A 23214-nucleotide genomic window follows, 5' to 3' on the forward strand; every position below is an offset into this window, starting at 1 on the left:
AGGGCCCGCGTCCATGCCAGGAGACGCATCGTGAGTGCTGGGTGGGATCGGCTGCGGCTGTTCAATCTGGGGGAACTGCTCGCGCATCGGGGGCGGACCGCGCTCTCCCTGATCGTCATGGCCGTGTCGGCGGCGCTGCTGGTGGCGGTGCTGAGCATCTCCGGCTCGGTCACCGGGTCGGTGGACTCGCTGACCAGGAGTCTGGCCGGCGCCGCCGAGCTGGAGGTCACCGGCGTGACCGACGCCGGGTTCGAGCAGTCGCTGCTCCCCCCGATCGCCGCGACGCCCGGCGTGGCGCACGCGGTCCCGATGCTGCGCACCCAGGTCGGCACCGGCGCGAACCGGCAGCTGCTGATCGGCGCCGACGCCAGCATCGGCGCGCTGGACAGTGCGCTCACCGCGCCGCTGGCGGGTCAGGCGAGCAAGTTGCTCACGGTCCCGCGCGGCGTCCTGGTCGGCGCCGCCACCGGCCACGCCGAGGGCGACTCCTTCCCGCTCGGCCTCGGCGAGGTCACCGTCGCCGGGGTCCTCGACGACGACACCTCCGCCGAGCTGAACGGCGGCCACCTGGTCGTCGCCCCGCTCCCGCTGGCGCAGCTGGTCACCGACCGGCAGGGCAGGCTCGACTCGATCCAGGTCGTGCTCGCCCCCGGCACCGACCCCGCCGCGGTGCGCTCCGCGCTCACCGACGCGGTCGGCGGCCGTGCGGTGGTCGCCGATCCGGGGCTGCGCACCGTGCAGGCCAGCGGCGCCATCCAGATCGTGCGCTACTCCACGCTCATGTCGTCGGCGGCGGCGCTGATCGTCTCGGCCTTCCTCATCTACAACGCCATGAGCATGGCGGTGGCACAGCGCAGGCCCACGCTCTCGCTGCTGCGCGCCATGGGCGCGGCACGCGGCCCGATGGTCCGCGACCTGCTCGCCGAGGCGGCGGTCATCGGCCTGGTCGGCGGCGCGCTCGGTGCCCTGCTCGGCACCCTGATCGGGCGCGGCGCCATCGCGGCGCTGCCCGCCGCCATCCTGGAGTCGGTCGAGGCGCGCACCGAGTACCTGGTGCCCTGGTACGCGATTCCGCTCGCCGTCGCAGCCTGCGTCATCGCCGCGGTCGTCGCGGCGGCGGTCGCGGCGCGGCAGGTCTACCGGGTCGCCCCGGTGGAGGCGCTGGTTCCGCTCGACGCCGGGACCGCTGAGGCGGATTCGCGGGGGCTGCGGATCGCGGCGGGAGTGCTCGGCACCGTGCTGGTCGCGCTCGCGATCGTGGTCGCCACCACCGACCTCGGGCGGTATTCGCTGGCGGCGGTCTCGCTCTCGTTCACCGCCTCGGTGCTGCTCGCCTTCGCCGCGACCCGGCCGATCGTCCGGGCCACCGCCGCGGTGGCCGGCCTCTTCGGCGCCCCCGGCACGCTCGGCGCGACCACGCTGGAGCGGGCGCCGCGCCGGGTCTGGGCCACCGCCATGACGGTGCTGATCGGCGTCGCGGCCACGGTCGCGGTGGGCGGCGCGGGCACCAACATGGTCGACTCGGCCACGACGACCTTCGACCAGCTCGCGGAGAACGACTTCTACATCAGCCCGGCCTCGCTGGAGCAGTTCCCCACCGGCCCGCTGCTCCCCCCCGCGGTGCGCGACGAGGTGGCGCGGCTGCCCGGAGTGGCCGGTGTGCGCCCGGCCCAGATGGCCTTCGCCACGCTCGGCACCGGCCGGATCATGCTGCAGGGGTACGCGGCCACCGACCCCGGCTCGCCGAACTGGCGCGGGGTGCGCCCCGACGTACTGCCCCGGCTGGCTACCGGCGACGGCGTGGTGATCTCGCGCGATATCGCCCGCACGCTCGGCGTCGGCGCGGGCGACCGGATCACCCTGCCGACGCCGAGCGGCGCCCGCAGCGTCACGGTGCTGGAGGTGATCCCGTACTTCTCCGCCATCTCCGGCGTGGTCATGCTCGACCTCGACCACATGCGCGACTGGTACCAGCGCCCCGGCGAGACCATCCTCGCCGTCGACCTCGCACCGGGCGCCGACCCCGCGGCGGTACGCGCGGAGCTGGAACGCGCGATCCCCCCGGAGCTGTACGTGACCTCGGGGGACGACTCGGTGGCGGCGATCTCGTCGAGCATGCGCCAGGGGTCGGCGCTGAGCACCATGATCCTGTGGATCGTCGTCCTGGTCTCGACGGTGGCGCTGCTCAACACGCTCATGCTCTCGGTGCTGGAGCGGCGCAGGGAGCTGGGGGTGCTGCGGGCCATCGGCACCGGACGCCGCTTCCTGCTGCGCTCGGTGCTCGCCGAGGCGGCCGGGATCGGGCTGGTCGGGGCGGTGCTCGGGCTCGCGGTCGGGGCGGCGGTGCAGTACCTGGCCACGCTGGCCATGGGGCACGCCATGACCATCGACATCGTCTACCGGCCCGGCCCCATCCCGGTGCTCTACGGGGCGATCGCGCTCGGGCTCGCTATGCTCGGGGCGATTCCGCCCGCGCTGCGCGCGGCCCGGATGCCGGTGGTGGAGGCGCTGGCGGTCGACTGACCGCTACAGCGGGGCCCCCTCCCACCAGTCGTCGACCACGGCCTGCGCGGAGGGTCCGGGGCCGGTGCCGCTCGCCTCGCCGTGGTTGGCGACGGAGATCAGGAAGCCCGCGCGCTGCGGGTCGTCGCCGAAGCTCACGATCAGCCTGGCGGTGCTCTTCGGCTGGGTGAACGGGCCCGCCGGGTCGGGGCGGAGCCAGCGGTGCAGCGTCACCGGGGCGCCGTCCTTGCGCTCGACGGACCTGGCGTGCGCGGGCAGCGAGTCGATCACCGCGCGGGCCGCGGCGGGGGCCGGGAACTGCAGCACCACGTAGCTCAGCGAGCCGGGGTCGGTGCCGTCGCGGTCGCAGCGCCAGGCGCGGGTCCAGGTGCCGACGCTCAGCGCGAGCTCCTCGAAGCGGATCCGGTCCTCGTCCGGGGTGATCAGGACGCAGCGGGCGCCGAGGTACCCGGTGCCGTCCTCGTCCCTGCCCGCCGGGACCAGCCGCGGGAAGGCGCGGCGGCTCACCGCCAGCGGGTCGGCCTCCGCCGTGGCCGTCTGCGTCGGCTGCGTCGTCTGGGCCGGGGTCGGGGCGATCGCACGGCCCTGGGTGGTCGACGAGCCCTCGTCGCCGTCGGTGCGCAGGACCACGAACAGGATGCCGACGAGCACCAGCAGGGCCACGACGACGACCACGAGCCAGCCGAGGAGCAGGGTGCCGATGATCCGGCGCCCGCCACCCCGCCGCCGTGGGGGTCGTGGGCCAGGGGGGATCCCCTGGCTGGGTCCCGGCGGAAGTGCACCGCCGTTCCCGTTCCGCGGGGGCCCGTCTCGGGTAGGTCCACCTCGGAGAGACCCGCCTTGCGGCGCGCCGGCCTGGGGAGGGCCGCTCTGCGGAGGTCCGGCCTGCGGGGGCCCGCTCTGCGAAGGTCCGCCTCGCGAGGGGCCGGCTTGCGGAGGTCCGCTCTGGGCGGGGCCGCCTTGCGAGGAGACACCTTGCGCAGCGCCGGCCTGCGGAGGGACACCTTGCGCAGCGCCGGCCTGCGGAGGGACGCTTTGTGCGGGTCCGGCCTGCTGGGGACCACCTTGCGGGGGTGCACCCTGCGGAGAGCCGCCTTGCGGCGCGCCGGGCACGTTCGGCGCAGGGGCTCCGGGGGGCACCGCACCCGCACCGGGTGCGTTCGGCGCAGGGGCCGCCGGTATCGGTCCGACGGCTGGGCCGTTGGGCGGTACCGGCCCGCCCTGAGCCGGGCCGGGCGCCCCCGGCGGGATCGCTCCCCCCTGCCCGAGCGCACTCGGCGGAGGCCCCGCGGGCACCGGCCCGGCCTGCGCCCCCGGCGCACCCGCGGGAACTCCCCCGAACCCTGCCGCGGCGGCAGGCGCCACCGCCGCGAAACCGCCACTCCCCGGCGCGTTCAACGCCGCCCGCGCCGCAGCGGCGAACTCCCCGCAACTCCCGTACCGGTGCGCCGGATGCTTCGCCATCGCCTTGGCGATCACCAGATCCATGGCGGGCGTGATCCCCGGCCGCCGCGGCGCGATCGGCGCGGGAACCAGGTTGAGGTGCCCGTGGATGATGTCCGCCGGGTTCGGCGAGTCGAACGGCCCGATCCCGAGCAGCAGCCAGTACAGCGCGCAGGCGAGCGAGTACTGGTCGGTGCGGTGATCGAGCGGATTGCCGGTCATCTGCTCCGGCGAGGCGTAGGCCAGGGTGGCGGTGAACATCCCGTCCTGGGTGAGGTGCGTGGAGTCCTCGCGCAGCCGGGCGATGCCGAAGTCGGTGAGGAACACCCGCTCCCCCTGCCCGCCCTGGGAGCGGGCGAGCATGATGTTCCCCGGCTTCACGTCCCGGTGCAGGATGCCCATGCTGTGCGCGTAGTCGAGCGCCGCCGCGACGCCCTCGATGATCTGCACCGCGCGCTCCGGCGGCAACTCGGTGACGTCGACGGTGCCCGCGTCCACCCCGTCCACGTACTGCATGGAGATCCAGAGCTGCCCGTCCTCGGTGCCGCGGTCGTACACCGCGACGATCGAGGGGTGGTCCAGCTGCGCCACCAGATCGGCCTCGCGCTCGAAACGCGCCCTGACCTCGGTGTGCGTGAACAGCTCCCGGTTCAGCAGCTTGAGCGCGATCAGCCGGTCCATCCTCGGCTGCCGCGCCAGGTACACCGAGCCCATGCCGCCCGCGCCGAGCAGCCGCTCCACGCTGAATCCCGCGAACACCTCACCGCGCTCCAGCAACACGCCCCCTTCCGGTGACACCCAGGCTGAGAGCCTACCCGCAGCCCCCACCACCACGGAGTTTCGGTTTCGAGCGAAAATCGGTGAAACTGATTCCGCGGGGCGTGCCCCGCGAGTTGTCGAATGGCTTGTCGTGCACCGCCGGAGATCGAACGCACTACGCGGGTGGCAGTTGGTGGTGGGGAGGACGCGCGTGGTGTGGTCGAAGTGGCGGGCCGGTGGCCGAGGGCGACTACGGCGCAGCGCCGGGTGGTCGATCCGGACCCTGATGGTGACGGTCGTCCTGGTGAGTTCCTCGTGCGCGCTGCTCTCCGGCAGAACGGATTCCTCGCCCGTCACCGTGGCCACGCAGACCGGCGCGGCCGACTGGCGGGCGCGGGTCACCTACCGCCCGAACGCGCTGGTCGCGGACTTCAACCGGCTCGAAGCGGATCTCCCCGGCGAGGTCGGGCTCGCGGTGCTCCCGGTCGGCGGCGGCCGGATGACGGTGCTCGGTGACTGGACCTCGGGTGTCGCCTGGTCCACCATCAAGGTCCCGCTGGCGCTGGCCGCGCTGCGCAGGGACGAGGACGCCGCGTACGAGGCGGCCGAGGCCGCGATCACGGTGTCCGACAACGACGCCGCGTGGGAGCTGTGGCAGCAGCTCGGCGACGATGCCGAGGCGGGCGCCGCGGTGCAGGAGGTGCTCGACGAGGCCGGGCACTCCGCCACCGGCAACGCCGTCACGCACCCCGAACTGGACGGCTCCTCGTACGGCAGCACCGAGTGGAGCCTGACCGATCAGGCCATATTCGCCGCCCAGCTGCCCTGCCTCTCCGGCAGCGAGATGGTGACCGCGCTGATGGGGTCGGTCACCCCCGACCAGTCGTGGGGGCTCGGCCGCTTCTCGACCGCCCAGTTCAAGGGCGGCTGGGGCCCGGACGACGACACCGGCGAGTACACCGTGCGCCAGTTCGGCACGGTCGGCACCGTCACCGGACAGGTCGCGGTCGCCATGGCGGCGCGCGCCGACTCCGGCAGCTACGAGGACGGCACCGCGCTGCTCGACACCCTGGCCCAGCTACTGGCCAGGCACATCGGGACGCTGCCGAGCGGCGGCTGCTCGCACTGAGCGCTCACCCCGGGGTGACCAGCCCGGATTCGTAGGCGAGCACGACGGCCTGCGCCCGATCGCGCAGGTTCAGCTTCGAGAAGATCTTCGACACATGGGTTTTCACCGTCTGCTCGGCCACGAAGAGCGTCTCCGCGATCTCGGTGTTGGACATGCCGCGCGCGACCAGCTCCAGCACCTCGCGCTCGCGCGGAGTGAGCTGCTTCAGGTGCGGCGCCGGCTTGACCCGGCCTGCCCGGCGGCGGGTGACGTCGGCGATCAGCCTGCGGGTGACGGTCGGGGCGAGCAGCGCCTGCCCTTCGGCGACCACCCGGACCGCACGCACCAGCTCCTCGGCGGGCGCGTCCTTGAGCAGGAAGCCGCTGGCGCCGATGCCGAGCGCCTCGTAGACGTAGTCGTCGATGTCGAAGGTGGTCAGCATGAGCACCCGGACCGGCGGGTCGAACCCGGCGGCCAGGATCGCGCGGGCGGCGTCGAGGCCGTTCATCTCCGGCATCCGGACGTCCATCAGGACCACGTCCGGGCGCAGCCGGGCGGCCTCGGCCACCGCGGCCCTCCCGTCCGCCGCGTCACCGACCACGCTGATGTCCGGCTGGGCCGCGAGCAGAGCGCCGAACCCCTGCCGCACCATCGCTTGGTCGTCGGCGATCAGCACCGTTATTGCCACGTGCCCACCCTAATTGCCCCGGGGTGCGCGCCCCCGTTTCCGGGGGTCCCGGTTCACCGCTTTCCGAGCGTCGCCGGCTGCGGTGCCACCGTCACCCCCGCGGCGAGCGGAAGCCGGGCCCGCACGTCGTACCCGCCACCGGGGCGTGCCCCCGCCACCAGTTCGCCGCCGACGGCGACCGCGCGGGCGTGCATCCCGGCGACTCCGTGCCCGCCGTTCCCGGTGGGGCCGGGCGTCCCCGGCCCGTTGCCGATCCACACCGCGAGTTCGGTGCCGCACACCACGTCCACCTGCACATCGGCCCCGGCCGCGTGCCTGGACGCGTTCGACAGCGACTCCTGCACGATCCGGTAGAGCGCGAGCCCGACCGTCTCCGGCACCCCGCTCAGCTCGCCCCGCACCGTCCAGGTGAGCGGCACACCGGCCCGCCGGGTGGCGTCGAGCAGGGCGGGCAGGTCGGCGGCGCTCGGCTGCGGCGCGTGCTCGGGCAGCTGGCCGTCGCTGCGCAGCACGCCGAGCATGCCGCGGATCTCGTTCAGCGCCTCGCGCGCGGTGGCGCCGATGGACTCGAACTCGGCGCGCGCACCCTCGCTCACCCCGTCGACCCGGTACGGCGCGGTCTGCGCCTGCACCACCACCAGCGACATGTGGTGCGCGACCACGTCGTGCAGGTCGCGGGCGATCCTGGCCTTCTCCTCCAGAACGGCCCGCCTGGCCCGCTCCAGCTCGTTCTCCTCCTCGAAGGCGGAGAGCTGCCGCCGGGAGAGCACCAGCCAGCGGATGAGCAGCGCGAAGAGGACGAGCGCGCCGAACCCGAGCGGCCAGCCCAGCTCCGCCCCCGGACCGGGCATGGTCGCGCCGACCAGCAGCGACGTCGCCAGCCACGCCACCCCGACCAGCGGCAGCGGCGCGCGCAGCCCGACCGCGAAGAGCAGCACGATCAGGCAGATCAGCTGCACCACCTGGAACGGCAGGTCACTGCCCGGCTGGTGCGGCACCGCCGCCGCGATGAGCAGCGCGGAGCCCGCCGAGACCGCCCAGCCCAATGCCGGGTTCACCCGGACCAGCAGGATCGGGAAGGCGGCGAGCGCGGCGAGGAACGGCTGCACCGGCGGCGTGACCACGTGCGTGACGTGCAGCGTCGGCCAGGCCACGGAGTAGAAGGTGACGACGACGATCGCGGTGCAGGCGTCGACCCACAACTCGGCGGGGATACCCCGAATCCGCCGTTTCACGCCGTGCTCCGCCGCGCGGTTACCCTGATTTCCCTCATGATCTCGACAGTAGGAACTCCGGTGGGGACTGTCCTCACTCCGGCGGATGACGCAGCCCCCCTACCCGGGTACGGGCCCCCCGACCCGCTCCCCCACCGGAACCGGGGCGGGAAGCGACCCGAGCGGGAGGTTACGGCCGGATCGACGTCCCTAGCGTCGACCGGCATGAGCAGATGGAAGCGCAGCACCCCGCATCGACGGCTCGCGGCGGTCACCGCGACCGGGGCGGTGCTCGCCCTCGTGGTCGCGCCGGCGCTGACCCTCACCGCGGGCGAATCGGCGGCCAGCGCACCCGCGCCCGCCGAGGACACCGAGGCGGCCGCCGCGGTGCTCGCGCTGAGCGCCGACGAGCTCGACATCGCCGTGCCGCAGGGGTTCCCGGAGCACTTCGGCTACTTTCCCGCCCTGCTCGACGGCCTCGTCGTGCGCCCGGACGGCGGCTGCTCCTCCCCCGTCACGCTCCCCGCCGAGTTCGAACTGCCGTGCAAGGGCCACGATCTCGGCTACGACCTGCTGCGCTTCGCCGACCGGCGCGGCGCCCCGCTCGGCCCGTGGGCGCGCCGCGACCTGGACGCCGCGCTCACCGCCCACATGCACCGGGCCTGCGACGTCCGCCCGGACGAGTTCTCCCGCACCCGCTGCCACTTCATGGCCGACGTGGCGAGTGCCTTCGTCAGGGCCAACTCGCACCGGCAGGACTTCGGGGTCCCGGTGGTCGAGGAGGTCACGGTGCCGGACCCGGAGGGGAACAATGCCGGCATGCTCGCCGGAGCCGGGGTGCTCGCCTCCGGCGCGGTGGCGCTGCGCTTCTCCCGCCGCGGGACGAAGCACGGTGCGGAGGTGCGGCCGTGATCGTCGAGTACGCACCGCGGGTCGCGGCCGTCGCGCTCCCCGACCGCGCCGATGCGCTGCCGCGCGTGTCGGCAACGCTCGCGACGGGCTTCGCCGTCGTGGTCTCGCTGGCCCCCGGCCTGCTGCCCCGCAGCCCGCTCACCCAGGCGTTCCTCACCGCCCTGTTGGTCGCGCTCGCGCTCGGCGCACGGGCGGTCCGGTACCGCGACAGCACGCCCGACGACCCGTCCGAGGTGGCCGATCGCGGCGCGGTCCTCGCGCTCACGGGGTGCGCCGTGCTCGTCGGCTGCACGGCGGCGGGGCTGTGGCAGAACACGCTGCGCGCCGCCATGGACGCGCCCCCGATCACCCCGGTGCACTGGGCCCTGTGGGCGCTGTTCAGCACCGCGCTGCTCGCCGCACCGGCGCTGCTCGTGCGCGGCGTGCGCCTGGCCCCGCGCCGCGCCGCCGTCGGCGCACTCGCGCTCGGCGTCGCCACCGTCGTCCTGGTTCCGCTACCGCACGGCGCCCGGGCCGCGGCGACCCCGAATGCACCCCTGCCCTACACCCGCTCGGGCTCCGCGCACTCCACCGTCCCGTGGGACTCGCTCGGCACCCAGGGCCGCCGCTTCGTCGCCGACGGCAGCGCCGACGCGGTCCGCGTCTACATCGGCCTCGACTCCGCCCCCACCCTGGACGACCGCGTCACCCTCGCACTCCGCGAACTGCGGCGCACCGGCGGCCTGGCCCGCCGCCACCTGGTGCTCGCCGTCCCCACCGGCTCCGGCTGGCTGGACGCCAGGGCCGCGCAGGGCATGGAGACCCGCTTCGCCGGCGATGTCGCGGTCGTCGCCCTGCAGTACTCCGCCGCACCGAGCTGGGTCACCTTCGTCACCGGCCGGGAGCGGGCGGCGGAATCCGCGCGCGCCCTCTTCACCGCGCTGGAGCGCGAGCTGACCGCGCTCCCCGACCCGCCGCGGCTCTACGTCTACGGCCAGAGCCTCGGCGCCTGGGGCGGCAGCGCCGTCTTCGCCGACGATGCCGACCAGCAGCGCCGCACCTGCGCGGTGCTCTGGGCCGGCCCACCGGCGGGCGCGGTGCACCGCTCGGGCGCCACCGTCCTCGCCAACCGCTCCGACCCGGTCGTGCACTGGTCACCCCGATTGCTCTGGCACCGCCCCGATCTCACCGCCACCCGCCCGGACGCCCCGGTCCCCGAGTGGCAGCCGGTCCTGTCCTTCCTGCAGACCGGAGCCGACCTGCTCGGCGCCCTCGACGCCCCCGCGGGCCACGGCCACCGCTACGGCACCGACCAGGGCACCGCACTCGGCGACTGCACCGCGCACCTTGCCCCGAAGTGAAACTTGTTCTAGTTTCGCCGCATGGCCTTCGTCCTCGATCACGTCGTCGAGATCGACGCCCCCGCCGCACTGGTCTGGGATGTCGTCACCGACCTGCCGCGCTACGGCGAGTGGAACCCCTTCGTCCCGGAGTGCCGCAGCACCCTGGAGCCGGGCGACCCCATCGACATGCACGTCCGGCTCCGCGGCGCGAAGCCGCGCAGGCAGCGCGAGTGGATCGTCGAGCACACCCCGGGCAGCATGCTCGCCTACCGCATGAAACCGGTCCCGCTCGGCACCCTGCACAGCCTGCGCTCGCACACGGTGACCGCGCTGGACGCCGGGCGCACCCGCTACGCCTCGCATTTCCAACTCGACGGCTGGCTGCACCCCGTCGTCGCCACCCTGCTCGGCGCCGACCTGCGCCGCGGTTTCAGCGGCATGACCGACGGCGTCAAGACCCGCGCGGAGGCCCTCCGCGCGGGCTGACATCGCGGCGATCGCGGCAGCGACATCGCGCGCCCGACCCGCGGTCGACGGGGCACCGCCTGGCGCGGGCGGACCCGCCGTCAGGCGATCGGCCCGCGCGCGACCTCGTACGCCGCGCCGACCCGGTACAGCCGGTCGTCGGCGAAGGCGGGCGCCATGATCTGCAGCCCGACCGGCATGCCGTCCTCCGCGCTCAGCCCGGACGGCACCGACATGGCCGGGTGCCCGGCCAGGTTGGTGGGCAGGGTGCAGAGATCGGAGAGGTACATGGCGAGCGGGTCGTCGACCTTCTCGCCGAGCTTCCACGGGGTGAACGGGCTGGTCGGCGAGATCAACACGTCGACCTGCTCGTAGGCACGGTCGAAGTCCTGCGCGATCAGCGTGCGCACCTTGAGCGCCTGGCCGTAGTAGGCGTCGTAGTACCCGGCGGAGAGCGCGTAGGTGCCGAGCATGATGCGCCGCTTGACCTCGGGGCCGAACCCGGCCGCCCTGGTCAGCGCCATCACCTGGTCGGCGCTGTGCTTGCCGTCGTCGCCTGCCCGCAGGCCGTAGCGCATGGCGTCGAAGCGGGCCAGGTTCGAGGAGACCTCGGACGGCATGACCAGGTAGTACGAAGACAGCCCGTACTCGAAGTGCGGGCAGGACACCTCGACCACCTCGGCGCCCAGATCCTTCAGCACCGCGACCGCGGCGTCGAAGGAGGCGAGCACGCCGGACTGGTAGCTGTCCGAGTGCAGCTCCCGCACCACGCCCACCTTCACCCCGGTGAGATCGGCGCGCGCGCCCTCGCGGGCGGCGGCGACCACGGCCGGGATCGGCACGTCGCGGGAGGTGGAGTCGCGCGGGTCGTGCCCGGCGATGACCTCGTGCAGCAGCGCGGTGTCGAGCACGGTGCGGCCGCACGGGCCGCCCTGGTCCAGGGAGGAGGCGCAGGCGACGAGGCCGTACCGGGAGACGGTGCCGTAGGTCGGCTTGGTGCCGACGGTGGCGGTGACCGCGGCGGGCTGCCGGATCGAGCCGCCGGTGTCGGTGCCGATCGCCAGCGGCGCCTGGTGCGAGGCGAGCGCCGCCGCCGAGCCGCCGCCGGAGCCGCCGGGAATCCGGCTGGTGTCCCAGGGATTCCGGGTCGGTCCGTAGGCCGAGTTCTCGGTGGAGGAGCCCATGGCGAACTCGTCCATGTTGGTCTTGCCGAGGATCGGGATGCCCGCGGCGCGCAGCTTGGCCGTCACCGTGGCGTCGTACGGCGAGATCCAGCCCTCGAGGATCTTCGAGGCGCAGGTGGTCGGCATGTCCGTGGTGGTGAAGACGTCCTTGAGCGCCAACGGGACTCCGGCCAGCGGCGAAGCCGGCTCCTCGCCCGCGGCCAGGCCCGCGTCCACCACCCGGGCGGCGGCCAGCGCCGCCTCCGGCGCGACGTGCAGGAAGGCGTGGTACTCACCGTCCACCTCGGCGATCCGATCCAGGTGCGCGCGGGTGACCTCCTCCGAGGAGAGCTCGCGGGCGTGGATCCTCGCGGCCAGCTCGGCGGCGGAGAGCTGCGTGGCGTCGCTCATTCGCCCTCCCCCAGGATCTGCGGCACCAGGAAGCGCTGCTCCTCGACGGCGGGCGCGCCGGAGAGCGCCTGCTCCGGGGTGAGGCACGGCCGCACCTCGTCCAACCGGGTGACGTTGGCGACCGGGTTCGGCGTCGCGGTGGCCGGGACGTCCGCGGCGGCCACCTCGGAGATGGTCCGCACGTGGCTCAGGATCGAGTCCAGCTGTCCGGCGAACTGATCCAGTTCGTCGTCGGACAGCGCGAGCCGGGACAACCGGGCGAGGTGTGCGACCTCGTCGCGGGAGATGGCGGGCACCGCGGGACCCCTTTCGGCGTCGGGGATGGTGGGTTCGAGCAGGTCGTCCCCGGCACGTGGCGCCGGGGGCGAGAAGACCCGTCCAGCCTAGTCCGCGCGGTTCCGCGAGTTCCCGCGCCCCGGCCTACCAGCGCCCCCCGGCGAAATCGACTGTGGCGTACATCACTGCGCCGAGTTCGGGTCGATAACCGCGCCTCCCGGGTGTAAGTATTGCGTGACCCGGGTATCCGTACAGAGCCTCGGCTACCACGAAAGGAACGCGCGTGTCTTACCTGCTCCGCGTGCAACTTCCGGATCGCCCGGGAAGCCTCGGTGCACTCGCGCTGGCACTGGGATCGGTCGGGGCCGACATCATCTCGCTGGACGTGGTCGAGCGCGGTGCCGGGTTCGCCGTGGACGACCTCGTGGTCGACGTTCCGCCCAACGCTCTCCCGGACACCCTGATCACCGCCGCCGAATCGATCGGCGACGTCATCGTCGACTCGATCCGCCCCTACTCCGGCCTGCTCGACACGCACCGCGAGCTGGAGCTCATCGACCAGGTGGCCAGCGCGCGCGACGACCGGCTGCAGGTGCTCGTCGACGGCGTCCCCCGGGTGCTGCGGGTCGGCTGGAGCACCATCATCGACACCGGGCTGCAGGGTGCCTACCGGGTGGTCGGCAGCCAGAGCGCGCCGCAGACCCAGGCGGGCTCAGCGCCGTGGCTCCCGCTGGACAAGCCGACCGTGCTCGACCCGGAATCCGAATGGGTGCCGGAGATCTGGCGCGACATGGACACCAAGCTGGCCGCCGCGCCGCTCGGCCACCACGGCCGTGCGCTGCTGCTCGGCCGCCCCGGCGGCCCGGACTTCCGCCCCTCCGAGGTGGCCCGGCTCGGCTACCTGGCCGGGATCGTCGCCGGGGTGCTCTAACCCGGCCCGACGATCTGCCAGCGGTCCGGTTTGCCCGCCGGGTAGATCACCGGGAGCGTGTCGCCGATCGCGGGCCAGTAGGCGCCGTCCCACACCAGCCGCCGGTAGACCTGCGTGCTCGCGACGCCGGGGCCGGTGAGAGTGCCGGTCACGGTCACGAACTGCTCGCCGAAGGCCTCCGGCCGCGGGCTCACCCCCGTGATGTGGAGCGAGCCCTGCTCGGGCTCGGCGATCGGCATGCCGCGCCTGCCCCGCCGGTAGAGCACCACCAGCGCGACCAGGGTGGCCGCCATGATCAGCAGCATCGCGAACTCCAGCACGCCACCCACCGTACCCGGGCATTCCGGGCGCTCAGCCGGCGGCGAGCTCGCTGGTGCCGCGCTCGGTGCGACGGATGGTCCAGCCGCGCCCGGTGTCGAGCGGCTCGCGGCTGGTGAAGATCAACTGGGCGCCACGGGAATTGATCTCGGGGGCGCGGAAGAGCCCGATCAGGCGCCGCGCGGTGGCCGCGGGGAGCGCGGCGTCGAGGTCGTCGACGGCGAGCACCCGGCCGGTGTCGATCGCATCGAGCACGGCGGGAAGCAGCCGCAGCAACGCCAGCGCCGACGCCGGTTCGTCGGCGAGCGCGAAGGGCGCGTCGATGCCGGCGTGCAGCAGCCGGACGCCGGGGCCGGAGCGCGCCGCCATCCGGGCGAAGAGCGCGTCGCGGGCGCCGCGCAGCGCGGTGAGCTCCCTGGCCAGCCCGGTCTCGGTGAGCCCGTGCTGCTGCAGCAGCAGGTCGGCGTGGCCGGGGCGGGTGGCGCAGAGCTCGAGCTGTTCGGCGCCGCCCGCGAGATCGCGGTCGAGTTCGGCGAGGTACTCGGCGTAGCGCGGGTCGGGCTCAGGCAGCAGCAGATCGGTGATGCCGAGCCCGGCCTCGCCCGCCAGCTCCAGCAGCCGCACCGCCCCGCGCGGCTCCCGGGAGAGGTAGCCGCCGAGCCGCAGCGCGACCGCGGCCGGGTCGAGCGGGCCGCGCTGCACCTCGAGCAGCGCGGCGAACCAGCGGTAGGCGGGCACCAGCGCCTCGGCGTTCAGCTGCCCGGCCAGCGCGAGCAGCAGCGCGTTCGGCCGGACCAGCGGGACCAGCGCGCCGAGGCCGAAGCGCGCGGCCTCGAACGTCGGGCCGATCCGCACCTGCTCGCCCTCGCGCTCGAAGACGATGCGCCTGCGGCCCCGCGGGTGGGTGTGCAGCCACTCGGCCGCGACCTCGGCGTCGCTGAGCCGGAAGCCGTAGCTGTACGGCACGCCCTCGGCGACGAAGCCCGCGACGAACTCGGTGGGGCGCTCCGGGAAGGCCGGGTGCGGGGTGCGCGGCGGGCCCGCGTAGGGGTCCCAGCCGGTGACCGAGTGCAGCACCGCGTCCCGCATGCGGTCCAGCGCGTCGATCAGGTTCGACTTCCCGGCGGCAGGCGCGCCCGCGATCCCGGTGACCGGCACCGCGACCGGGCCGCTGCCGCGGGCCGGCCGCAGCTCCTGCGGATCGGCCAGCGACCTGTGGTTCGTCACCAGGAAACTGCGCAGCATCGGGCTATCGTCGCAGCCTGTGCCCGGCGGGCAGCGGCCGGGCGGGGTAGCATCCCCGGTGCCACGGCCGGTGCCGCTCCCGTGGCTGCATCCTGCCGGACCCGTCGCGAACAGGTGGTCGCCCCATGAATCGAAATGCTGCCGTCACCGCCGTTGCCGCGCCGCGGCCGGATTCCGCCGCGGTGCGCGTCGTCGCCGGTGGCTGCGCGGTCGCCGCCGTCGCGCTCGGGCTCGTGCTCGCCGCCCCGGACGCGAAGGCCGATTTCGAGTGTCCCGAAGGCAATGCCCGCATCTTCTTCCACGACTCGACCTACACCTGCCAGTCCGGCAGCACCGGCTACGGCATGAGCCCCGCGGTGGTGAAGGTCTGCTCGAACAACGGCTCGAATGTCGTGGTCGAGGTGCAGAGCGAGCGCAAGAAGCTGCGCCGCACCGTCGAGCTGAGCAACAACCACTGCGCCAAGTTCGACCCGCGCGGCACCACCGGCGTCACCGTCTCCGTGAGCTAGTCCGCCGCGGCCGGGCGCACCGCGTCCGGCCCGGCCGCGAGCAGGGTGCGGAAGCCGTCCTCGTCCAGGATCGGCACGCCGAGCTCCTCCGCCTTCGCCGCCTTGCCGCCCGGCGCCTCGCCGACCACGACGAACGCCGTCTTCTTCGACACCGACCCCGCCGCCTTGCCGCCGCGCGCCAGGATCGCCTCCCTGGCCTCGTCCCGGGAGAAGCCGTCGAGCGAGCCGGTGACCACGATCGACAGCCCGGTCAGGTTCCGCTCGATCCCGGCGTCCCGCTCGTCCGCCATCCGGACCCCGGCGGCGCGCCACTTGTCCACGATCGCCCGGTGCCAGTCCACGGTGAACCACTCGGCCACCGCGGCCGCGATGGTCGGGCCGACGCCGTCGGCGGCGGCGAGCTCCTCGAGTGTGGCGGCCCCGATCCGCTCCATGGTCTCGAACTCGGCGGCCAGCGCCCGCGCCGCGGTGGGCCCGACGTGCCGGATCGACAGCGCGACCAGGACCCGCCAGAGCGGCCGCTCCTTGGCCGCGTCCAGATTCTGCAGCAGCCGCCTGCCATTGGCCGAGAGGCTGCCGTTCTTGTTGACGAACAGCGGCGTGCCGAGCAGCCGCGGCTCGTCCAGGTCGAAGAGGTCGCCCTCGTCGGTGATGGCGCCGGAGCGCAGCAGCTCGACGGCGGCCTCGTAGCCGAGCGCCTCGATATCGAAGGCGCCGCGCCCCGCCACGTGGAAGACCCGCTCCCGCAACTGGGCCGGGCAGGAGCGGGTGTTCGGGCAGCGGATGTCGGCGTCGCCCTCCCGCTCCGGAGCCAGCACCGTGTCGCACTCCGGACAGCGCGTCGGCATCTCGAACGCGCGGGCGTCGGCGGGCCTGGCGTCCACCACCGGGCCGAGCACCTCGGGGATCACATCGCCCGCCTTGCGGATGGTGACCGTGTCGCCGATGAGCACGCCCTTGCGCACCACCTCGGCGGCATTGTGCAGCGTTGCCATGGAGACCGTCGAGCCAGCGACCGAGACCGGCGCCATCACCGCGAACGGCGTCACCCGCCCGGTGCGGCCGACATTCACCTTGATGTCGAGCAGCGTGGTGGTCGCCTCCTCCGGCGGGTACTTGAAGGCGATCGCCCAGCGCGGCGCGCGCGAGGTGGAGCCGAGCCTGCGCTGCAGCGCGACCTCGTCGACCTTGATGACCTGACCGTCCAGCTCGTGCTCGATATCGTGCCGGTGCTCGCCCCAGTAGGCGACCCGCTCGATCACCGCGTCGATCCCGCGCACCCGCCGGGTGTGCGGGGAGACCGGCAGCCCCCAGGCGGCCAGCGCGTCGTACGCCTCGGACTGCGAAGCGGGCGCGTAGCCGCGGATCCGGCCGAGACCGTGGCAGATCATCCGGAGCCCGCGGCGCGCGGTCACCGCCGGGTCCTTCTGCCGCAGCGACCCGGCGGCGGTGTTGCGCGGGTTCGCGTAGGGCGGTTTGCCGTCGGCGACGATGGCGGCGTTGAGCGTCGCGAAGTCCGCCAGCCGGAGGTAGACCTCGCCGCGCACCTCCAGCAGCTCCGGAATCGGGAACGCCTCGCTCGGCGTGAGCACGTGCGGGATGTCGTCGATGGTGCGCGCGTTGAGCGTGACGTCCTCGCCGGTCCGGCCGTCACCCCTGGTGACGCCGTGCTCCAGCGTCCCGTTCCGGTACACCAGGTTCAGCGCGACGCCGTCGATCTTGACCTCGCAGAGGTAGTGCAGGTCGGGCCCGGTCTCCGCCTCGATCCGGCCCGCCCAGGCGCGCAGCTCGTCCAGGTCGAAGACATTGTCCAGCGAGAGCATGCGCTCCAGGTGGTCCACCGGCGTGAAGTCGGTGGCGAAGCCGCCGCCGACCAGCTGCGTCGGCGAATCCGGGGTGCGCAGGTCGGGGTGCTCGTCCTCGATGGCCTCGAGGCGGCGCAGCAGCGTGTCGAACTCGCCGTCGGTGATGATCGGCGCGTCCCGCACGTAGTAGCGGAACTGGTGCGCACGCACCTCGTCCGCGAGCTGCTGCCAGGCGCGCTGCTCCTCGGCCGTGGCCGGAGCGGGGGCCTCGGGTTCGGTCACAACTGGCACGATAGTCCAGGGGTATGACCTCGCCCGGGCGGATCGCCGCACGTCGGTGCGGTGCGAACCGATCAGCTCGACGATGCGCGAACCAGGACTACGAGATCTTCAGCCGATCGCAAGGCGGAAAATCAGTCGAGCGCGAAGCAGGCGACATACGCGTACGCGGACCTACTCCGCCTCCAGCGTCTCCGGTTCCTCGGTGTAGGCGCGGGCGATATCGGCGGTGAGATCCAGTGCGCGGCGCGCCCACTCGGGGGTCGCGCCCGCCAGCCCGCAGGCCGGACTCACCAGCACCCGCTCGGCCAGCGTGCGGCGCGGGAACCCGAGCCGATCCACCAGCCGGACCCCGCGCGCGGCGAGTTCCCGCCAGCCCGGCTCCCCCGCGGGCGCGGTACTCGGCACCAGCCCGAGAACCAGCAGCTTCCCGGCATCCAGCGTTTCACCGATGCCGTCCAGATCGGCCGTCCGCAGCACCGCGACATCGAGCGCGAGCGCCGCCGCCGCACTGCGGCGGAACAGCGCGAGCGGCGGCGCGGCACAGCTGTGCACGATCACCGGCGCGGACTGCGCCCGGATCACGGTGTCGAGCAGGTCGAGCGCCTCCGGTTCGGGCAGCGGGCGCACCGAGTCGAGCATGCTCGTCCCCGGCAGCGACCCTTCCAGCACCGCGGCGGCGGAGGGTTCGTCGAGTTGCAGTACCACCGGCGCGTTCAACCGCTTCGCCACCTCGGCGGCGTGCCTGGCCAGCCCCTCGGCCAGTGATTCGGCGAGGTCGCGGCGGGCACCCGGGTCGGTGAGCACCCGGTGCCCGTTGACCAGCTCGACCTCGGCAGCCAGCGTCAGGGGACCGGCCACCTGCAGCTTCACCGGTCGCCCGATGCCGGGCGATCCGGCCCGCTCCCACGCCTCCTCCAGCGCGTCCAGATCGGCGCGCAGCAGGTCGCGCGCGTGCCGGGCGACACCACCCGGCCTGGCGGCGAAGCGGTATCCCCGCGGGGTGGTGTCGAACGGCAGATCCACCAGCAGGGCACACCCCCGCCCGAGCAGATCGGCCCCGACCCCGCGCTCGGGCAACTCGACCAGGTGCGCCAACCCGGGCAACTCCCCCACCACGGTCGCCGCCGCCTCCCGCGGATCGGTCCCCGGCCAGGACCCGACCCCGGTGGCGACCCCGCCACGCAGCACGGCCTCGACGGCGGCGCTCACCGCGCCTCCGCCAGCGGCGCGGCGCTCTCGGTGCCCGCGATGGTCCCGCTGCCGATGACCTCGTCACCGGCGCTGTCCGGCCGGTAGAGCACCGCCGCCTGACCGCGCGCCACCCCGGTCAGCGGCTCGCGCAGCCGCACGGTGAGCCCGGTCGCGGTGGCCTCGGCCACCGCGGGCGCCGTCCCGCCGTGCGCCCGCACCTGCACCACGCAGTCGATGGCCCGGTCCGGCGCGGCGCCGGAGGTCCAGATCGCCCGCTCGGCACGCACCGTCCAGACCTGCAACTCCTCGGCCGAGCCGACCCGGACCTCACCGGAGTCCGGATCGATCCCGGTGACGTAGCGCGGCTTTCCGTCCGGTCCTGGCCCGGGCAGCCCGAGCCCCTTGCGCTGGCCGATGGTGAAGCCGTGCACCCCCTCGTGCTCCGCGAGCTTCCGGCCGTCGGCGTCGACGACGGCGCCGGGGCGGATGCCGATCCTCGCCCCGAGAAACGCCCTGGTATCCCCCGACGGGATGAAGCAGATGTCGTGGCTGTCCGGTTTGTCCGCGACCGCGAGCCCGCGCGCGGCGGCCTCGGCGCGGATCTCCGGCTTCGGAGTGTCACCGACCGGGAACATCGCCCGGCTCAGCTGCTGCGCGGTCAGCACCGCGAGCACGTAGGACTGGTCCTTGTCGGCATCGACGGCCCGCCGCAGCACCCCGTCCGCCAGCCGCGCGTAGTGGCCGGTCGCGACGGCATCGAAACCGAGCGCGACCGCCCGATCGGCCAAGGCCGAGAACTTGATCTTCTCGTTGCAGCGCAGGCAGGGGTTCGGCGTCTCACCCGCGGCGTAGGAGGCGACGAAATCGTCGATCACGTCCTCCTTGAACCGATCCGCGAAATCCCACACGTAGAACGGAATCCCGAGCACATCGGCGGCGCGCCGCGCATCCCCCGCGTCCTCCTTCGAGCAGCAGCCCCGCGACCCCGTGCGCAGCGTGCCGGGGGTGGCCGACAGCGCCAGGTGCACCCCGACCACGTCGTGCCCGGCGTCGACGGCGCGCGCCGCCGCCACCGCGGAGTCGACACCGCCGCTCATCGCGGCGAGAACCCGCATCAGTACGCTCCCTTCGCGCTCGTGAGCCCGGCCGCCCTGGCCCGCTCCACCACTCCCGGCAACACCGTGAGCAGCGTCTCCACATCGTCCTCGGTGGAGGTGTGGCCGAGCGAGAAGCGCAGCGAGCAGCGCGCCTGCCACGGCTCGACCCCCATCGCCACCAGCACGTGGCTCGGCCCCGCGACCCCTGCGGTGCAGGCCGAGCCGGTCGAGCACTCGATCCCGGCCGCGTCCAGCAGCATGAGCAGCGAATCGCCCTCGCATCCGGGGAAGGTGAAGTGGGCATTGCCCGGCAGCCGCAGCGCCCCGGCCGGGCCGTTCAGCACCGCCTCCGGATCGACCGCGCGCACCCCGTCGATCAGCGCGTCCCGCAGCGTCCACAGCTCCTTCGTGCGCGCGGGCAGCTCCGCCGCCGTCTGCCGCAGCGCCGCCGCCAGCCCGACCGCACCCGGAATATCCGAGGTCCCGGAGCGCAGATCGCGCTCGTGCCCGCCACCGTGCAGCAGCGGAACACACGGCACCTGCCTGCCGAGCAGCAGCACGCCGACCCCGTGCGGCCCGCCGACCTTGTGCCCCGCGAAGCTCGCCGCGGCCAGCCCGACGGCACCGGTGTCGATCGGCAGCTGCGCCGCCGCCTGCACCGCGTCGCTGTGCAGCGGAACGTCGAACTCCCGCGCCACCGCCGTCAGCTCGGCGATCGGCGCGATCGTCCCCACCTCGTTGTTCGCCCACATCAGCGTGACCAGCGCGACCTCGTCGCCCTGCTCGTCCAGCGCCGCCCGCAGCACCGCGGGCGTCACGAACCCCTCGCCGTCCGCCGCCAGCCAGGTGACCTCCGCGCCCTCGTGCCGCTCCAGCCACTCCACCACGTCCAGCACCGCGTGGTGCTCGGTGGCGCCGACCAGGATCCTGCGCCGCCGCGGCTCGGCATCCCGCCGCGCCCAGTAGATGCCCTTGATCGCCAGATTGTCGCTCTCGGTACCCCCCGAGGTGAAGATCACCTCGGACGGCCGGGCGCCCAGATCCGCCGCGATCGACTCGCGCGCCTCTTCCAGCATCCGGCGCGCCGCCCGCCCCGATCCGTGCAGCGAGGAGGCGTTTCCGACCCGGCCGAGGGCAGCGGTCATCGCCTCGAGGGCGGCGGGGTACATCGGTGTGGTTGCCGCGTGATCGAGGTAGACCGTCTTGGGCACCGCGCGTGCGGGGGTGCCCGGGCAAGCCGACTTCATGACCAATAAACCCTATCCCACCACGACCTGGGCATCTGTGGCGTATCCCCCGGTCCTCTACGATCTGTCTACGATTCGGCCCACTGTCTGTAAGCGGATGCGGTCACGACGATATTCCCCGCGACTTTCGGCAACCTGCAACCTCGGGGCACCTGCACTGCCCTTCTCCAGCCCAGGGCGAAGAAACCGACGATCCGGCCGAGGAGAACAAGCGGCTGCGCGAACAGGTCACCGAACTCGAACGGGTCAACGGCATCCTGCGTTCTACGAGTGCCTATTTCGCCCAGCCCTCGGGCACCTACGGATCACTGCGGGTCCACGCGATGCTCACCCGGCGCGGGACCGGGGTCGGGCGGGTCACGCGCGGCGCCGGCCCGGTCCACCACAGCGGCCGTGGCTCGACCTGTACCGCGCTTCGTTCGCGAACCGGTTGACCGACAACGGGATCGCCCGATCCATGGGCTCGGTCGGTGACAGCTACGACAACGCCCTCATGGAGAACTTCTTCGGCCGGCTCACCCGACGGGTTCGAAGCCATCTACTACCACCCGGTCCCGACCTCCGACAGAAGCGGGAGAACCTCACATGCCGACTGTTGCGGCGATTCGATACACAACCCAAAAAGGGGATTTACGGGGGGTCGAGACTGGAAAACAGTTCAGGACCGGGCCTGACCTGCTATTTGAATGGAGTTGAGGGGACTCGGACCCTTGACCCCCACACCACCAGGCACCTACCATCCCCCGAGGGCTCGTCCCGCTCCGTTCACGGCAATTCACCTCTCGCACCCCGAACTTGCACATGACTGCGTCACGGGTTGGAGGTTCAGTGGACAGCGGCCACGGCTAGCCTGCAGGGGCTCCCTGGTTCACCCGATCGACACTGCTCGACCTCTCGCTGATGCACTCCTGATCGATTACTCGATCCGGACGGCATCGCGCGCAAGTCAGATCGTTCGCCGAAAGGACTGAGGGACTGTGCACTACATGGACTCGAGCTCGGCCGCCTTTTCACCCGGCGGTAGGTGGTGACCGGCGCGATGGAAATCCTCGAATTGACCGACGACTTCTACCAGGATCCGCATGCGACCTACCGGGCGCTGCGTGAGCGCGGTCCCCTGCACCGAATTCGATTGGACGGTGTACTCGGCTGGTTGATCGTCGATCACGAGGTAGCCAAACAGGCCTTCGCGGAGCCGACCATCAGTAAACGCATCGGGTCGCCCGAGGGACAGGCTGTGCTGGCCAAGAACGGTGCAGCCGAGTTGTTCAACACCGCCATCAGCGACAACATGTTGTTCGCCGATCCGCCACAGCACACCCGGCTGCGCCGTCTCGTGGTCAAGGCATTCGCCGGTCCCGCCATCCGCGATCTCCAGCCGAGAATCACCTCGATCGCCGACACCCTCCTCGATGACATCAGCGGTCGAACGAGCGTCGACCTCATCGACAGCTACGCATTCCGGCTGCCGACCGCGGTGATCTGTGAACTGCTCGGAGTCCCCGACGCCGACAAGGAAGAGTTCCGCTCGTGGACCGCCGTGGTCGTCAGCGACTCGGCCACGATCGAGGAACGCACCGCCGCCGGGGTCAGCTACCTGACATACCTGACGAATCTGATCGCCGAACGCACCGACGACCCCCGCGACGACCTGCTCTCCCAACTGATCATCGCGAAAGACCACGAAGACCGCCTGGACGAGCACGAACTCATCGCCATGCTGCTCCTGCTGTTGATAGCCGGGCATGAGACCACCGTCAATCTCATCGGCAACTCGGTACTGGAGCTGCTCCGCGATCCGGCAACGGCCGAGCGGTTGCGCACCGATCCCGAAGCGATTCCCGCCTATCTCGAGGAGATCCTGCGCTGTCACGGGTCGTTGCACGTGGCGACGGCTCGCTACACCACCGCCCCGATCACACTGAGCGGTACGGATATCGACGCGGGCGAATTCATCCTGATCTCGCTCGCCGCCGCCAATCGCGACCCGGCGCGGTTCGCCGATCCGGACCGGATCGACCTCGAACGACCCGAAAGCAGGCACATCGCCTTCGGACACGGCATCCATCACTGTCTCGGCGCCACCCTGGCCCGCGTGGAGGCCACCACCGCGATCTCGCGACTGCTGGCCAAGTTCCCGGAGATATCGCTCGACGGGGAATTCAGCGATCTGAGGTGGCGAAAGAGCCTCCTGATCCATGGCTTGACCAGCCTGCCGGTCCGACCGGCCGCACCCACTGGACCTCATCCCGTGTCCAGCGCCGACGCGGACCGCCGCCCGTTGTTGGTCTGACCCCGGTCGTCG

At 72.9% G+C, this 23214-nt stretch carries 19 protein-coding genes; 8 read left to right on the top strand and 11 right to left on the bottom strand.

What is annotated here, in order from left to right:
- The first annotated feature begins 30 nt into the window (after nt 1-30).
- Complete coding sequence (locus ACFO0B_RS04535; protein WP_378611003.1) at nt 31-2523, top strand: FtsX-like permease family protein; 2493 nt, start codon at nt 31-33, stop codon at nt 2521-2523.
- Between the two features lie 3 nt (nt 2524-2526).
- Here ACFO0B_RS04535 and ACFO0B_RS04540 read toward each other — a convergent pair whose 3' ends face one another.
- Nucleotides 2527-4746 (bottom strand): serine/threonine-protein kinase, encoded by a 2220-nt coding sequence (locus tag ACFO0B_RS04540; RefSeq protein ID WP_378611004.1) that lies wholly within the window; start codon nt 4744-4746, stop codon nt 2527-2529.
- A gap of 265 nt (nt 4747-5011) precedes the next feature.
- Here ACFO0B_RS04540 and ACFO0B_RS04545 point away from each other — a divergent pair, with 265 nt between their 5' ends.
- Complete coding sequence (locus ACFO0B_RS04545) at nt 5012-5854, top strand: hypothetical protein (RefSeq protein ID WP_378611005.1); 843 nt, start codon at nt 5012-5014, stop codon at nt 5852-5854.
- Between the two features lie 4 nt (nt 5855-5858).
- On the opposite strand, the gene ACFO0B_RS04550 is transcribed toward ACFO0B_RS04545, so the two are convergent.
- On the bottom strand, nt 5859-6521 hold the full coding sequence (locus tag ACFO0B_RS04550; RefSeq protein WP_233019847.1) for a response regulator: 663 nt from the start codon (nt 6519-6521) through the stop codon (nt 5859-5861).
- A gap of 53 nt (nt 6522-6574) precedes the next feature.
- The gene (locus ACFO0B_RS04555; protein WP_378611006.1) at nt 6575-7756 is read right to left on the bottom strand and encodes a sensor histidine kinase; all 1182 of its coding nucleotides are present in this window, start codon (nt 7754-7756) and stop codon (nt 6575-6577) included.
- Nucleotides 7757-7960: 204 nt separating this feature from the next.
- Here ACFO0B_RS04555 and ACFO0B_RS04560 point away from each other — a divergent pair, with 204 nt between their 5' ends.
- The 3 genes from ACFO0B_RS04560 to ACFO0B_RS04570 are packed head-to-tail and all read left to right on the top strand — an operon-like array spanning nt 7961 to nt 10455.
- Nucleotides 7961-8647 carry a hypothetical protein gene (locus tag ACFO0B_RS04560; protein WP_378611007.1) on the top strand — a complete coding sequence of 229 codons (687 nt, stop codon included), beginning with the start codon at nt 7961-7963 and terminating at the stop codon, nt 8645-8647.
- A complete protein-coding gene (locus ACFO0B_RS04565; RefSeq protein WP_378611008.1) occupies nt 8644-9987 on the top strand; it encodes an alpha/beta-hydrolase family protein in 1344 nt (447 codons plus the stop codon). The genes ACFO0B_RS04560 and ACFO0B_RS04565 overlap by 4 nt, the downstream gene beginning before the upstream one ends.
- A gap of 21 nt (nt 9988-10008) precedes the next feature.
- Nucleotides 10009-10455 (top strand): SRPBCC family protein, encoded by a 447-nt coding sequence (locus ACFO0B_RS04570; protein WP_378611009.1) that lies wholly within the window; start codon nt 10009-10011, stop codon nt 10453-10455.
- 80 nt (nt 10456-10535) lie between these two features.
- Here the strand turns inward: ACFO0B_RS04570 and gatA are convergent, their stop codons facing one another.
- Both gatA and gatC read right to left on the bottom strand, forming a co-directional pair.
- The gene (gene gatA, locus ACFO0B_RS04575) at nt 10536-12008 is read right to left on the bottom strand and encodes an Asp-tRNA(Asn)/Glu-tRNA(Gln) amidotransferase subunit GatA (protein WP_378611010.1); all 1473 of its coding nucleotides are present in this window, start codon (nt 12006-12008) and stop codon (nt 10536-10538) included.
- Nucleotides 12005-12304 (bottom strand): Asp-tRNA(Asn)/Glu-tRNA(Gln) amidotransferase subunit GatC, encoded by a 300-nt coding sequence (gene gatC, locus ACFO0B_RS04580; RefSeq protein ID WP_378611011.1) that lies wholly within the window; start codon nt 12302-12304, stop codon nt 12005-12007. Before gatC ends, gatA begins: the two co-directional genes overlap by 4 nt.
- A 263-nt stretch (nt 12305-12567) precedes the next feature.
- On the opposite strand from gatC, the gene ACFO0B_RS04585 reads away from it, so the two are divergent.
- Nucleotides 12568-13215: an amino acid-binding protein gene (locus ACFO0B_RS04585; protein WP_378611012.1), complete on the top strand. Its 648-nt coding sequence runs from the start codon at nt 12568-12570 to the stop codon at nt 13213-13215.
- Here the strand turns inward: ACFO0B_RS04585 and ACFO0B_RS04590 are convergent.
- Both ACFO0B_RS04590 and ACFO0B_RS04595 read right to left on the bottom strand, forming a co-directional pair.
- Nucleotides 13212-13535 (bottom strand): hypothetical protein, encoded by a 324-nt coding sequence (locus tag ACFO0B_RS04590; protein ID WP_378611013.1) that lies wholly within the window; start codon nt 13533-13535, stop codon nt 13212-13214. The two genes, ACFO0B_RS04585 and ACFO0B_RS04590, sit on opposite strands and share 4 nt — an antisense overlap.
- A 31-nt stretch (nt 13536-13566) precedes the next feature.
- A complete protein-coding gene (locus ACFO0B_RS04595; protein ID WP_378611014.1) occupies nt 13567-14778 on the bottom strand; it encodes an AAA family ATPase in 1212 nt (403 codons plus the stop codon).
- A 125-nt stretch (nt 14779-14903) separates the two neighbouring features.
- Here ACFO0B_RS04595 and ACFO0B_RS04600 point away from each other — a divergent pair, with 125 nt between their 5' ends.
- Nucleotides 14904-15287, top strand: a complete 384-nt coding sequence (locus ACFO0B_RS04600; protein WP_378611015.1) for a hypothetical protein — start codon at nt 14904-14906, stop codon at nt 15285-15287.
- Here the strand turns inward: ACFO0B_RS04600 and ligA are convergent.
- The 4 genes from ligA to ACFO0B_RS04620 all read right to left on the bottom strand — a co-directional run bounded on the left by ligA (nt 15284) and on the right by ACFO0B_RS04620 (nt 20909).
- Nucleotides 15284-17374 carry an NAD-dependent DNA ligase LigA gene (gene ligA, locus ACFO0B_RS04605; RefSeq protein WP_378611016.1) on the bottom strand — a complete coding sequence of 697 codons (2091 nt, stop codon included), beginning with the start codon at nt 17372-17374 and terminating at the stop codon, nt 15284-15286. The two genes, ACFO0B_RS04600 and ligA, sit on opposite strands and share 4 nt — an antisense overlap.
- Before the next feature lie 171 nt (nt 17375-17545).
- Entirely contained in the window at nt 17546-18583 is a 1038-nt protein-coding gene (locus ACFO0B_RS04610; protein WP_378611017.1) for a methionine synthase, read from the bottom strand.
- Nucleotides 18580-19680, bottom strand: a complete 1101-nt coding sequence (mnmA, locus tag ACFO0B_RS04615) for a tRNA 2-thiouridine(34) synthase MnmA (protein WP_378611018.1) — start codon at nt 19678-19680, stop codon at nt 18580-18582. The genes ACFO0B_RS04610 and mnmA overlap by 4 nt, the downstream gene beginning before the upstream one ends.
- Nucleotides 19680-20909, bottom strand: a complete 1230-nt coding sequence (locus tag ACFO0B_RS04620; protein ID WP_378611019.1) for a cysteine desulfurase family protein — start codon at nt 20907-20909, stop codon at nt 19680-19682. The genes mnmA and ACFO0B_RS04620 overlap by 1 nt, the downstream gene beginning before the upstream one ends.
- Before the next feature lie 1024 nt (nt 20910-21933).
- On the opposite strand from ACFO0B_RS04620, the gene ACFO0B_RS04625 reads away from it, so the two are divergent.
- Nucleotides 21934-23202 carry a cytochrome P450 family protein gene (locus ACFO0B_RS04625; RefSeq protein WP_378611020.1) on the top strand — a complete coding sequence of 423 codons (1269 nt, stop codon included), beginning with the start codon at nt 21934-21936 and terminating at the stop codon, nt 23200-23202.
- The last annotated feature ends 12 nt before the right edge of the window (nt 23203-23214 follow it).

This window comes from Nocardia jiangsuensis, assembly GCF_042650385.1.
In the GTDB taxonomy this organism is placed as follows: Bacteria; Actinomycetota; Actinomycetes; order Mycobacteriales; family Mycobacteriaceae; genus Nocardia; species Nocardia jiangsuensis.